General features: G+C 33.6%; 11 protein-coding genes. All 11 read left to right on the forward strand.

The features are described from left to right. The first annotated feature begins 21 nt into the window (after nt 1-21). Nucleotides 22-1,245, forward strand: coding sequence for a M20 family metallo-hydrolase (locus X929_RS04565; RefSeq protein ID WP_103066858.1), 1,224 nt, complete (start codon nt 22-24; stop codon nt 1,243-1,245). Nucleotides 1,246-1,283: 38 nt separating this feature from the next. Next, nucleotides 1,284-1,907, forward strand: coding sequence for a CBS domain-containing protein (locus X929_RS04570; RefSeq protein ID WP_121875370.1), 624 nt, complete (start codon nt 1,284-1,286; stop codon nt 1,905-1,907). A 45-nt stretch (nt 1,908-1,952) separates the two neighbouring features. Continuing rightward, nucleotides 1,953-3,404, forward strand: coding sequence for a glycogen synthase (locus tag X929_RS04575; RefSeq protein WP_103066860.1), 1,452 nt, complete (start codon nt 1,953-1,955; stop codon nt 3,402-3,404). 1 nt (nt 3,405) lies between these two features. Beyond that, nucleotides 3,406-4,416 (forward strand): galactose-1-phosphate uridylyltransferase, encoded by a 1,011-nt coding sequence (galT, locus tag X929_RS04580; RefSeq protein ID WP_103066861.1) that lies wholly within the window; start codon nt 3,406-3,408, stop codon nt 4,414-4,416. 16 nt (nt 4,417-4,432) lie between these two features. Next, complete coding sequence (locus tag X929_RS04585; protein ID WP_103066862.1) at nt 4,433-6,157, forward strand: DUF4910 domain-containing protein; 1,725 nt, start codon at nt 4,433-4,435, stop codon at nt 6,155-6,157. Between the two features lie 233 nt (nt 6,158-6,390). Continuing rightward, nucleotides 6,391-7,605, forward strand: coding sequence for an ROK family protein (locus X929_RS04590; protein WP_103066863.1), 1,215 nt, complete (start codon nt 6,391-6,393; stop codon nt 7,603-7,605). A 206-nt stretch (nt 7,606-7,811) separates the two neighbouring features. Then, complete coding sequence (locus tag X929_RS04595) at nt 7,812-9,059, forward strand: extracellular solute-binding protein (RefSeq protein WP_103066864.1); 1,248 nt, start codon at nt 7,812-7,814, stop codon at nt 9,057-9,059. Between the two features lie 78 nt (nt 9,060-9,137). Further along, nucleotides 9,138-10,025: a carbohydrate ABC transporter permease gene (locus X929_RS04600; RefSeq protein ID WP_103066865.1), complete on the forward strand. Its 888-nt coding sequence runs from the start codon at nt 9,138-9,140 to the stop codon at nt 10,023-10,025. An 11-nt stretch (nt 10,026-10,036) separates the two neighbouring features. Beyond that, the gene (locus tag X929_RS04605) at nt 10,037-10,879 is read left to right on the forward strand and encodes a carbohydrate ABC transporter permease (protein WP_103066866.1); all 843 of its coding nucleotides are present in this window, start codon (nt 10,037-10,039) and stop codon (nt 10,877-10,879) included. Nucleotides 10,880-10,895: 16 nt separating this feature from the next. Then, nucleotides 10,896-12,539 carry a glycoside hydrolase family 66 protein gene (locus X929_RS04610; protein WP_103066867.1) on the forward strand — a complete coding sequence of 548 codons (1,644 nt, stop codon included), beginning with the start codon at nt 10,896-10,898 and terminating at the stop codon, nt 12,537-12,539. Nucleotides 12,540-12,560: 21 nt separating this feature from the next. Next, entirely contained in the window at nt 12,561-14,744 is a 2,184-nt protein-coding gene (locus X929_RS04615; RefSeq protein ID WP_103066868.1) for a TIM-barrel domain-containing protein, read from the forward strand. The last annotated feature ends 19 nt before the right edge of the window (nt 14,745-14,763 follow it).

Genomic DNA, 14,763 nt, shown 5'->3' on the forward strand with positions numbered 1-14,763 from the left:
CTACAAAGGGGGCATAAGTAAATGAAGGAAAAGATAATTGCAAAAGTAGAAGAATTAAAAGAAGAAATTATTGAAAGTTCAAAAAAGTTCATATCAATTGACTCTGTCAATCCACGGGCGGGTGGACCTGGAGAAAAAGAAATTGCAGAATGGCTTGAATCTTTGATTAGAGGTTGGAATTTCGATGAAATTAAAAGATACGACGCTCCTGACGATGCTGTTGAATATGGATACAGGCCCAACATAGTTGCAACCTACAAAGGTCAAAATCCACAAAGAACTATTTGGTTTGTAACTCACATGGACAAAGTACCTGCTGGAGATGTTAAATTATGGGAAACAGATCCTTTTCATCCGGTAGTAAAAGATGGAAAGATTTTTGGAAGGGGAAGTGAGGACAACGGGGCTTCTTTAATATCAACACTATATGCCGTAAAAATTATCATGGATTTAGGAATGAGACCAAAAAACAACATCGCCTTAGCTTTGGTTTCAGACGAAGAAACTGGTTCAGAATTCGGAATAAAATCCTTATTAAAACAAGGAATATTTAAACAAGAGGATTGGTTCTACGTACCAGATGCTGGAGAATCCGATGGAAGCTTCATCGAAGTTGCAGAAAAATCGATTATGTGGTTAAAAATAACAACTATTGGAAAACAAGGCCATGCATCTATGCCTAATATCTCCATCAACGCCCATAGGGCTGGTATGGATTTTGCAATTGCAGCCGATAAATATTTCCATGAAACTTATAATCTGCAAGACGATCTCTTTAATTATCCTTACTCTTCTTTTGAACCAACAAAGAAAGTATCAAATGTTGAAAACATAAATACAATTCCCGGCACAGATATTATATATTTCGATGGAAGGATTCTCCCGAATTATGATGTTGAGCAAATAATAAGCAACCTTAAGAACCTATCTAAAGAGTACGAGAAGAAATGGAATGTCAAAATAAAAATCGAAGGTGAACATATTGAAAATTCAACAAAGCCCACCTCAAAAGAACATCCTTGTGTTGAAATATTAAAACAAAGCATAAAAGAACTTAGAAATATACAAGCTAAAGTTGGTGGAATAGGTGGAGGTACCTGTGCGGCGATAGTCCGTGGGGCTGGGTTCCCTGCTGTTGTCTGGTCAACGATTGATGGAACTGCACATCAACCTAACGAATATGTGAAAATAGACAATTTAATTAAAGATACCCAAGTTTTCGCATACCTTATGAGCAATTTATAATTCTTACTTTTTTCCTCACAGATTATATTGGGGGTTGTATGATGTATGTAAAAATATGGCAAAATGAAGCTTTTCAAACAATTGAGTACACAGAAAGCTTGCAAAAAGTCTTTGATAAAATAAGCAGTGAAGAAGAAAATTTGGTCGTTATAAGAAGAGATGGTACTCTGTACAATCTAATTACCCTTAACGATTTAACTACGTTTTCTTCTTATGATTTTGATACGAAATTAATAGAAATATTAGATCCTACCGATTCTTTTTTGTTTGATACTGATCTGTTAGAAGATGCTCTGGTTTTGATGTTAGAAAGTAGAGCTAGAATTTTACCTGTTGTTGACAATGAAATGCATCCTGTGGGAGTCTTTGGACTTTTTGAAGTATTAAAATCCTTTAAAACAATCTCTGCCATGGATGAAGCTGGAACACGGGCGGTAATAAAGATAGATGACATTCCTGGAGAACTAAATAAAGTTTTAAGCATATTTGCGAACCGAAAAATCAACCTTCTTTCTCTAATGACAGCCAAAATAAGTGATAAAAAAAGAATGATCAGTCTAAAACTTGGTATTAAAAATATTGACCTCATTTCTGATATATTAGATGAGGAAAATATAGAGTATGAAGGTATATACGAAGAAAAGGGAGATAAAGAAAGCTGAAAAAAAGCCAATTGTGAGTAGAATTAATCATTCGGAGGCGATATTATGAAAATAGCTTATGTATCCTACGAAGTTTCCCCATTCGCTAAAGCCGGAGGTTTGGCAGACGTAGCTGGAGCCCTACCAAAATATATTAAAAATGCAGGAGAAGAAATATACGTTATAATGCCTTTTCATAAAAACATAGAAAATAATTTTGATATTTCTAAATTTGAGGTTGTAAAAACGGACTTAATACCTAATTCCCATACACATAAATCTCCTTTTAGCGTCTATAAAAGTTATTTAGAAGGTTCCTCTGTAGTAATTTATTTCATAAAAACCGATTCTCTCTATGATTCAAAAAACATATATGATGAAGAAAATATCTTTTTGAAGACTTCATACTTCTGTGATTCTGCTTTAAAAACTATAAAAGAATGCGAACCCGACACAAACGTTATCAACATAAACGACTGGCACACTTCTCTTATACCTGTATATCTAAAAACCCATTATTTACAAGACAACATTTTAAAAAAGATAGCAACAATATTAACTATTCACAACATAGGTTATCAAGGACTTTTTAACCCCGAAGTATTAAATCAGGCTGGATTGCCTAATTACCTCTTCAACATAAACGCTCTGGAATATTATGGAAAAATAAATGTGTTGAAAGGTGGAATTTTGTTCAGTAATATAATAAATACCGTGAGTCCTACGTATGCAAAAGAAATACAAAGTGAAGAATACGGTTACGGGTTAGAAGGTATATTGAAGGTTCGATCTGAGGATTTGTTTGGTATATTAAACGGCATTGACTATAGCATTTATGACCCCTTAAAAGATCCTCATATTTTTCATCCCATTGAATCATACGAAGACAAGTTAAAAAATAAAACAAGTTTACAGGAATACTTAGGGCTCACTAAGGATGAAAATATAACCCTAATCTCTTTTATTGGTAGGCTCTTTGAGCAAAAAGGAATCGATTTAATTTCAAAAATAATGGACTTATTGTTACTCAACGATATTCAATTTGTGCTATTAGGAACAGGAGATAAAAAATATGAAGAATACTTTGCTACGTTGACAAAGCTTTATCCTAAAAAGATCTCCATAAACATAACCTTCGATGTTGATTTAGCTCAAAAGATATACGCAGGATCTGATATATTTTTGATGCCATCTAAGTATGAACCATGTGGATTAGGCCAAATGTACTCAATGAGATACGGTACCGTTCCTGTTGTAAGATACACTGGGGGGTTGAAAGATACCGTCTCAGAATACAACTCTAAAGATAAAAAAGGAACAGGATTTGGATTTCATGAATACAAAGAAGCAGATCTATTATACACTTTAATGAAAGCCATCTACTTTCATCAAAAAAGGAAAGATGATTGGACAAATATTTTTGAAAACTGTATGAAAGAAGACTTCTCTTACGAAAAAACTGCCAAGAAATACATCGAATTATACAAAATTGCCCTTGACAAAAAACGAGGTCATTGAAATGATGGAATTGAGAAAAGATCCTATAATAAAAAGATGGGTTATAATATCTTCCGAACGATCGAAAAGACCCATGGATTTCAAAAAGCAACAGCCAAAATCAGAAGACTCATTCTGCCCTTTTGATTATGGAAATGAATACAGTACCCCGGAAGAAATAATAGCCTTTAGAGATGCTAACTCTACTCCAAACTCCCCAGGATGGTGGGTTCGTGTTGTTCCAAATAAATTTCCAGCACTCCACTCTGAAAACGAACTCAAAAAACAAGGTATCGGGATATACGACCAAATGTCTGGCTATGGATATCATGAAGTCATTATAGAAACTCCACAACATAACGCAAAATTTGCAGATATGCCAATGGATCAAATAAAAGAAATAATATGGGCTTACATAAAAAGGTTCCAAACAATAAGAAAAGATAAAAGAATAAAATACGTTCAAATATTCAAAAACAAAGGAGAAGAAGCTGGCGCTTCCCTTTTACATCCGCACTCACAACTCATTGCTACTCCTATCGTTCCTATTACGATTAAATCCGAAATAGAAGGCTCCAAATCTTATTATGACTTTCGAGAAAGATGTGTCTATTGTGACATAATAAACCAAGAGTTAAAAGACAAACAAAGGGTAGTTTTCAAAACGGATGAGTTCATTGTTATAGAACCTTACGCCTCCAGATTTCCATACGAAACATGGTTACTTCCACTAAAACATTCACATGACTTCGGATCCTTAGAAAACAAACCGACATTAGTTGAAGATCTAGCAAAAACCATTTCTATTATAACCAAAAGGTTTGATAAAAAACTCGACGATCCACCATTTAATTTATTCATACACACTTCACCGTTTATAGATGGGCTGGAACTATATTATCATTGGCATATAGAAATATTACCGAGATTAACTAATGTGGCAGGTTTTGAATGGGGTACAGGCTTTCATATTAACCACGTTTCCCCCGAACAAGCCTGTAATGACCTTATAGAAGAAAAAGACATTCTTTGAAAACGAGGGGGATAAAATGATAGATTTAAAAGATATATTTTACGAATTTTCCTCAAGAAATGCTTTTGAATTAATCAGAAAAATCTCCGATTTTCACAGAGCAAAAGGTAGCTTGGAATATTCCAAGGCGAGAGAAATAATCCAAAATTATTTGAAAAATTCAACGTTGTTAACCTTTCCTATGAGTGAAACTTACAACACGTGGCAAAGTCCTCCAAGCTGGAATCTAAAGGGAGGTTTTTTAAAATATCAAAGGGGAAAATATATCGTCTCTGATCTTTCTCTAACACCTATCTCAGCAATATTTCTATCAGATAAAACTGATGGAATAGAGAAACTGAAAGTCTTCGATGTAGGAAAAGGAGAAACAGAGGAAGACTACAAAAATTTTGAATCCGGAAATGCTGTATTGGCTGATGGTAACCCCACTTTAGTCTACCACTATGCTGTAGAAAAATTCAACGCGAGGTGTGTCCTCAGTTATTACATGAAAGCTCAGGATAAATCCATAGGAAGAACTCCAGAACTTTTACCCGACACCATTAATTATACTTCTTTCCCAAGTTTTAAAAATAAGTACGCCTTTGGTTACGCCTTATCTTATGATCAATTTCAAGAATTAAGGGAAAAGCTAAAAAAAGAAAAAGTTTACATAGAAGCCTTTTTGGATGCAGATCAAGGAACAAATAACCTAGAAGTCTTACAAGAAAACTTAGGGAAAGATACCGATCAACCAGCTATTATTTTAACCGCTCATTTGTGTCATCCAAAACCAGGAGCCAACGACAATGCAAGCGGCTCAGCATTGTTGGCAGAAATAATGAGAGTATTAGAGAAATTCCAAGACCACTTAAACAGAAAAATCATTGGTCTTTGGGTAGCAGAGATGTACGGTACAGCCGCTTATTTAACAACAGAATTCCCAAAAAACGCTTACGTTATAAACTTAGATATGGTGGGGGAAGATCAATTTAAAACAGGATCAACTCTTAAATTAACTCCATCCCCCTGGGCAATACCTTCTTTTTTAGCAGAACTTCTTTACGCGAACTTAGAATATTCTGCTTTTAGATCATCTTTCGAAAGATATTCTGGAGGTTCTGATCATTACATGTTTTCAGACCCCAGCTTGGGAATACCTGCTGTGTCATTAACAAATTGGCCCAATAGATATTACCATTCAAGCGATGACACGGTTGATAAATGTTCAAAAGACACCCTTGACTGGATAGGAAAAGCTGTTTTAAAAACTATCTACGATTTAGACAACATGGGTGAAGAAGTTTCGGCACAAGTGAAAGGCCAAATTATAAACAATCATTTCAAGTTAGTCAATGTTCAAAACAAACTCATCACCAATTATGTAAATTATATGACGTACCTAAAACTAAAACAGTTCTCCAAATATGGAAATGTTGAAGAAGAATTAATTAACTTTTTCAAAGAAAAAATTAACTTTGATTTGATCCCATCCCAAAAAAGAAAGATAAGAAAAAATATAGGACCGATTTCTGATTCGTGGCACAATATCACAGACAGAAAATGGATGAACCAAATTAGCGAAAAAATACCTAACTTTAGAGATTTCTTAGACATATTTTTAAATATATTTGAACTAGGATTTTCAAAAGAAGATGCTATTATAATTGCAAAAGCAGAGTTGGGAATTGAGGAAGATTTAAAAGCAGAAGTTAATCATTATATGCAAAGATTAAAAGAAGAAAAATTAATCGAAATGTGAGATTTTTATTATTATATTGAGGCACTCATATGAGTGCCTCATTTTCTATTTTTAAGAAAAAGCAAGGTAAACGCTTTTAAATATATCTAAACCTTCGTAATTGCTCATAATCTGCTGTAATCAAACTTGACTATCTTTGTAAACAGTTTTATAATTTCTATAAACTTACTTTCGATAGTAAAGAAAGTAAGATAATAAAATTATTCTAAAATTTATAGAAAAGAGGAGAAAAATTGGCTTTAGTAGGTAGCAGAGAATTAATTAGGGATATAAATGAGAAAACTATATTAAAGGAAATCTTTTTAGAAAAACAGATCGACAGAGCTTCACTAGCAAGAAAAACAAGTTTGAGTGGTGGAACAGTCACAAAGATTACCTCTGATTTACTAAAGAAGGGTTTGATCAGGGTAGTTGGAGAAAGTACTTCGACCGGAGGAAGAAAACCCATTCTATTATGCATTAATCCAGATTTTGGAAATATTTTAGGTGTGAAGATAGGTTTGGGATATCTTCAACTGATAATCACTGATCTAACTGGAAAAATCTTATCTCAGGAACGAAAGGAGTTTGGAGAGGAGTTTGATCCACATAAAATTTCCTATCTAATTAAAGAATATGTTGAACAAAAAAATAAAAATCATTTAGTCGGAGCTTCTGTAGCTGTTTCAGGTACTATCGATTCAACAAAAGGTGTTGTTCTAGATTCTTTCATTTTAAATTGGAAAAACGTTGAACTTGGCAAAATCTTAAAAAATATCTTAAAGGTACCTGTTTACATAATAAACGATGCTGATTCTTTCGCTCTTGCTCACTTATGGAAAGGGAAATTAAAAAAATATAAACATGCATTAGTTATGACTCTAGGGGTTGGCATAGGGGGTTCACTTATTGTAAATGGAAATCTTTACACTGGAAACGGCGGGGCCGGAGAAATTGGGCACATGACTATAAAAGGGAATGGAAATAAATGTAGATGTGGTAGCTATGGATGTTTGGAAGCAGAAGCTAGCTTTGAATCTTTGGTTAATAAGATCAACACAAAAAGTGAAAACACGCTCCTCAAAGAATATTATAAAACGTTTAAAAATACGGAGTTATCAGAAATTGACTTTATAAGGTTAGCTTTAAAAGAAGATCCTCAAGTATCACACGAGGTTTTCAACGAATATTCTACATTAATAGGAACAGCCATAAAAAATTTAATCAATATTTTTACTCCTGAATACTTTTTGATAGGCGGAGAAGCCTTAGAGTTTTCAGATTATTTCTTAGAAAACTCTATAAACTATGCAAGAGAAAATGCCTTCGGAAATTTAGGTGAAAGGGTGATTTACGATGTTGATAACTTAGGACCAAAAGCATGGATGTTGGGTGGCGTGTATCAAGTAATTCAAGAGGAGATGTTTTATATCAATGTTTTAGACAGTTTAGAAATACAAAAATTTTGAAAATGAGAGGTGGTTTTTATGAGGGTTAAAGAATACAATAAAATGTCTCACTTTTCAGAGAAATAGCAAAAAAGCGTTTCAAATACTGAATAAAAACGTATAAAGAGAAAGGAGGTATTTTGTAAAAAATCATTTTTTAAAATCATTATTTAGTGAGTGTTTTAGAGTTTCCAAAGTCAGTAATCAATGTTTGAGGAGGAGGTATTATGAAAAAAGCATTTTTTTTGTTGGTTGTGGTACTTATTAGCACCTTCATGTTAGCTCAGGTTAAGGAAGTTATTTTTTGGCATAGTTATTCCACTACTTCTGGTGAGTATAAACTATTAACTGAAGAAATTATACCGGAATTTGAAAGAGAACATTCGAACATCAAAATTACAGAAGTTCAAGTTCCTTATGATGAAATGAGAAGAAGATTGATCGTAAGCACAGCAGCTGCACAATACCCTGACGTTATGAGGATGGATATTATCTGGGTCCCACAATTTGCTGATATTGGCGTCTTATTGCCAGTCGATGAGGAATTTCCTAAGGATTTTCAACAAATTAAAGATGACTTTTTAACTGGCCCACTGGCTACAAATTACTGGAAAGGTCACTATTATGGAGTTCCTTTGGATACAAATACAAGAGTTTTGTTATGGAACCGTGAAATGTTTGAAGAAAGTGGATTAACTGCGCCTCCAACAAATATGGAAGAATTTATTAAATATATCAAAATTTTAACCAAAGATACTGATGGAGACGGACAGATTGACCAATGGGGTTTTGCAGATACTGGTTTCGGACCATGGAATAGTATGCCTTGGATATATTCTTTTGGTGGTCAAATCCTTGATCCAACAAATTCGAAGGCAGAAGGATACATAAATGCACCTGAAAGTGTCGAAGCTTTAAAAACATTTAAAGATTTATACAATCAAGGCTATATTGCTCCTATCGGAGGAGGGGGAATTGGTGTATTAGAAGGATATGCTGAAGGCATTTATGCTATGACCTTTGATGGTCCATGGTCTTGGAGTATTATAAAAGGTCAGTATCCCGATTCAGAAATTAATTATTCCCTCATTCCTGCTGGTAAAGGAGGATCCAAGTCTGTTGTCGGTGGTGAAGACATAGTTATTTTCAACTCTACTAAATACAAAGAAGAAGCATGGGAGTTTGTAAAATTCTTGACCTCAAAGGATGTTCAGCTAAAATTTGCAACTGTTGGTCAGATGCCAATATTGAATGGATTACTTGACGAACCTGAAATTAAAGAACATCCATTCTTCCCAGTTTATCTAAAACAATTAGAAACAGCAGTTCCTCGCTCCCCTCATCCTGCTTGGAACGAAATCAACGATATTTTGGATAGTGCCTGGCAAAATGCGGTTATAGGAGGAGTAGAGGCACAGGATGCTTTAGATAACGCCGCTTATGAAATTGAAGAAATTCTGAATGACTATAGATAAGAATGGAAAGTAAAATTCTAGGTGGAGGATATTCCCCTCCACCTAATATAATTTCTTGTATTATAGGAGGAATAAAGAATGACTAGGGAAAAGAGAAGAAAATTGGTTGGCCTTCTTTTTGTCTTGCCTGGTTTGATCAGTTATCTTGCGTGGACTTTGTATCCGATTATAAAAAGTTTCATTATGAGTTTATATAAATGGAATATTAATCCTAATATTCCTAATAAATTTATTGGCTTAGAAAATTATACCCAATTATTTCAAGATCCAAAATTTTATGCAGCTCTTAAGAATACGATTTTTTATACACTAATTACAGTTCCTGGACAAATGGTTTTTGGCTTTTTAGTAGCTCTCCTTTTAAATAGAAAAATGAAAGGTCAAACTTTATTTCGGTTGCTGTACTATTTGCCTGTCATTACTTCTTGGGTAATAGTCTCAATATTGTTTCAATATCTCTTTGCTGCAAGAGGAGGTTTAGTAAACTTTCTATTAAAAGACTTGCTTCATATGATACAGAAGGATGTTCCATGGCTATCCAACCCAAAAACAGCAATGATACCTATTTACACATTGGGCATATGGAAAGGCATAGGGTGGTCGATGCTTATTTTCTTAGCCGGACTTCAAGGAATACCTAAACAACTTTACGAAGCGGCTTCTTTAGACGGTGCTAATAGCTGGCAAACCACAACTAAAATTACTTTACCTTTAATGGTACCCACAATTATGTTCGAACTTGTCATGCTTACAATTGGCGGATTTAATGTTTTTCTTTCAGTTTATGTTATGACTGGCGGGGGACCGATGGGATCAACGGAGGTCTTGTCTTCATATATGTTTAAAGAAGCCTTCGATTATTTCCACTTTGGTTATGGGTCAGCAATATCGGTAATTTTCTTCATTATTGTTTTTACCATAGCCCAAATTCAAAGAAAACTATTAGCTAAAAGAAGTCTCTATTAAGGAGTGAAAAAATGGAAAGAAAAATCTCAAAAAAAATAATTAATATAGGTATTTTTTGTGTTTTAATTTTAGGAGCAATAATAATGACTTTTCCATTCTATTATATGTTTATAACTTCCTTAAAGGAAACAGGTTATATTTTCACCGTTCCACCTCAATTAATCCCTAAGCCTGCCACATTCCAAAATTATATAACTGTCTGGAAAGAAACAGATTTTCCCAGATACTTTATAAACAGCGTCACCATAACGCTTCCTGCAATTATTTTGAATGTTCTATTATCCACTTTAACGGCATATGGATTTGCAAGGTATAATTTTCCAGGGAAAGAAACTTTTTTCTCCCTTCTAATTGCTACTTTAGCCGTACCAGGATTACTTCTCATAATTCCTCAATTCGACATTGTTAGTAAAATAAGATGGTTGATGGACAACAAAATTACACTTATTTTAACAGGAGGAATAGGAGGAATTGCATTCAACGCCTTTTTCTTGAGGGGATTTTTTGAAGCTATGCCTGTTGAATACGAAGAAAGCGCAGAATTGGATGGAGCCAATGCCTGGCAGAGATTTATTTATATAGTTTTCCCACAAGCTCTCCCTTCTGTAGGAGCGTTAACTATAATGTCTTTTTTGGGAATATGGGACGACTATTTTTGGCCATCTTTGATATTAACTTCAAAGAACAATTGGACATTGCCTATCGGTATAATGACTTTCCACGGTCAATATAGCGTTCAATGGAATGTTTTATTTGCGGGAACTATGATTTCTTTGGCTCCTGTATTAGTAGTTTATGTCCTATTTCAAAAGTATTTTATACAATCAGTTTCTGAAGGAGGTTTAAAACTCTGAAAGGAGGGACTTTTAATTGCGTAAGAAAATCATATTTTTAAGCTTTTACAACTTGCTTTTGTTCGTATCAATACTTGGAGGTGAAAGTATGGACATTTTGTTTGATAAATCATTCTATTATCCAAATGATTCTATAAATCTAAGGTTGTTGAATTTTCCTAATGAAACTAAAAAAATTAAAATTGTTATAACTAAAGGTATTCAAACAATTAATGAATTAAGTATGAACATATCTAGAGTCGAAAAAATCATGCAAATGTCTTTAAAAGCTCCTTATAAAGTTGGAGGGTATGGATTAGACTTTTATTTAAATGATAATCTGATCTTAAGTAGAGGCTTTTCAGTTTTAAATTCGTGGACTGAGTCACCTCGCTATGGGTTTTTAACAGATTTTGGTGAAGAAAGAATTAACATCGAAAAAACTTTTGATTATTTAGCTCAATACCATATCAACTCTTTGCAATATTATGATTGGATGTATGATTATGGATATTTAGTTTCTAAAGAAGAAAATTACAAAGATGCTTGGAATAGACAAAAAAACATATCAAATTCCGTTTTAAAGGAACTAATAAGAGAAGGCCATAAAAATAATATTTTTTCCATGGCGTATGTTTCTATTTACGGTGTAGAAAGAAATCTTGGCTTAAACAATCACGAATGGTTGTTATATGAAATAAAAGGTGAGCATTATGAACCTGTTGACTTTTATCAAAAAATTTTAATCACAAATACTTATCAAGATTCAGGTTGGACAAAATTTCTTATACAACAATGTAAAGAGACTTTAAATTTTGGATTTGATGGGATACATTTAGATCAATATGGATACCCTAAAGATTATGCATCTTTTTACTTAGAAGATAACGAATATAAACCTTACATAACATCTAAAGGTTTTAAGGAATTCATAAATAAATTGAAACAGCAAACAGAAGCTCCTGTAATCTTTAATTATGTTAATAATTGGCCTAAGGAAATTCAATCTCAAACTAAAGCAGACGTGATTTATATTGAACCTTGGGAATCATGTAATACATATGAAGATATGTACAAAATGATCAAAGAAGCTAAGAAAAGAAGCAAAAAGGATGTCATAACTGCTGCTTACATTAATCCCTCTTTTGAAGAAAATATTACTTTGACCGATGCTGTTATTGCAATAAGTGGTGGAAGAAGATTAGAACTGGGAGAATATATGTTAATACTTGGAGGACCCTATTTCCCTGGTGACGCAGATATTGTAAGTCAAGATTTACTAAATAAACTTAGGAATTACTATGATTACCAAGTAAGATATGAAGAATTATTTGATATCCCAGAAAAAGAAGTAGAATTAAAAGGAAATAATTTATCTTTGAACCCAAAAAAAGATTCTATATGGTACAATGTTAAGATGAACTCTAAGTATGTTTTCATTAATCTTGTCAATTTTGTAGGGACAAGTACCAACTTTTGGAGAATGAAAACAAAAAAACCCAATACAATCAATGATATAGAAATTTTTATTCCTTTAAACAATATTAAAAATGTATATTTTGCTTCAGCTGATAATCAGTTATTTTTTTCAAAAATAGATTTTTCAGAAACAGAAAATGGGTTAATTGTAAAAGTTCCAACAATTGAATATTGGTCAACTATTCTGATGGAATTAGAATAAAAATTTGAGGAGGATTTACCTATGTTCACAAAGATGCAGTTAACGCAATACACTACTTTGTACAGAAGCGGCAAACCTTTTAAAACGGGGGCGGTGATCGTTGACTTAGAAAACAAAGATTTCCAACAAAACGATACTATTCCATATTTTCAAGTTGAAGAAGAAGATGGTAAAATAAATTTCATATACAATATGTCGAAAGAAGATGTTGTATATGGATTAGGAGAAACTTTAGGGGCATTGAACAAAAGAGGTAAAATATACAGATTCTACAACACAGATGATCCGGAACATACCCCTGATAAGATGTCTTTATACGGTTCTCACCCTTTTATGATCTTGGATGGAAAAAGTACTTTCGGATTGTTCATTGATTATCCTTCCGAAATAATATTTGACATAGGGTTTACAGATAAAGATATTTTAAAGATAACCGTCCCTTCAAAAGATTTTGATTTGTATATCTTTGATTCTGATGAAAAGCTATCCATAATAAAGGAATACTTTAATTTAACTGGAAAACCTTACATCCCTCCAAAATGGGCTTTTGGGTTTCAGCAATCAAGATGGAGTTACTTCTCTGAAGAGGAAGTTAGAAATGTAGCAAAAAAATTTAGAGAAACGGGAATTCCTTGTGACGTCATTTACACAGATATAGACTACATGGATAGTTACAAGGTTTTCACGATAAACAAAGAAAAATTCCCTAACTACGAAGGAATGGTAAAAGACCTAAAAGAAATAGGAATAAAAGTTATACCGATTTTAGACCCCGGGGTAAAAATAGAAAAGGGCTATGAAATGTACGAAGAAGGCAAAGATAAAGGCTTTTTTTGTGTAGATGAAAACGGTAACGACTTTGTTGCAGCTGTTTGGCCAGGAGCCACACACTTTCCGAACTTTTTGAACTCAGAAGTTAGAAGATGGTGGGGGAAGAAGTATAAAATCTTTACAGATATGGGAATAAAAGGTTTTTGGAACGATATGAACGAACCTTCAATATTCTATACTCCTAAAGGTTTAGACAATCTTTTGAAAATCTTAAAATATTTAGAGGAAAATAAGGAAAATGCCGGTATAGAGGTTTTCTTGGCAAGAGAAACACTTTTGAACATAGCCAACAACCCAGAAGATTATAGAAGCTTCTTTCACAAACTAGATGACGGTAGTTTAATAAATCACGAAAAGGTTCATAACTTATATGGATTCAATATGACGAAAGCCACTGCAGATGAGCTTAAAGAGTTAAACCCGAATGAAAGATACTTGCTTCTATCAAGAAGCAGTTATCCTGGTCTTCACAGGATAGCTTCCATATGGATGGGAGATAATAAATCATGGTGGGAACACATGCTTGTTAATATAAGAATGCTGCAATCTTTAAACATGATGGGATTTTTCTACACAGGGGCTGATATTGGTGGCTTTGGAGCAGATTCATCTGCTGAATTAGTTATAAGATGGATGGAATTGGGAGCATTCACACCTTTTTACCGAAACCATACCGCACTAAATACAAGGCCTCAAGAACCTTGGCAGTTCGATGAAGAATCATTGAACATCATGAGAGATATAGTGAGGCTCAGATACGCTTTCATACCTTATACTTACTCAGAATATATGAACTCCGTGAAAGAATCGGTCCCATTTGTAAAACCTTTATCTTTTGTATTTGAAGGAGATAGGGTGAAAGATATCGAAGACCAGTACATGTATGGAGATTCTTTGATGGTAGCCCCCGTTCACGAACAAAACAAAAAGGGAAGATACGTACACTTGCCAGATGTGAAGTGGCTAAATTGGACCGCTTGCAAGTACGAAGAAAGAAATATGAAGGTTTATGAACCCGGAGATTATTACATTCAGGCATATTTAAATGAAATTCCTCTTTTTATAAAAGAGAATAGCTTGATAGTTCTGTCCGAACCTATGAATTATGTAGGTGAGAAAGACATTACAGAACTAACAGTCATAGGTTTGGTTAGCGATCACGCTATTTACAATTATTATGACGACGATGGAATTACCTACAACTTCACAAATGGTGAGTTTGGTAATTTAAAGATAGATATAACAAAAGTAGGCAAGGATTTCAAAATAGATGTGAAACCATACGATCCAGCAAATATTTTGAAAATAAAAAAGATCCATTTTGAAATATACGACAGTGATGGAAGTGTCATCAAAAAAGATATGATAATTTAGAAAAGACTTGGGATACTCC

This window comes from Petrotoga olearia DSM 13574, from assembly GCF_002895525.1.
In the GTDB taxonomy this organism is placed as follows: domain Bacteria; phylum Thermotogota; class Thermotogae; order Petrotogales; family Petrotogaceae; genus Petrotoga; species Petrotoga olearia.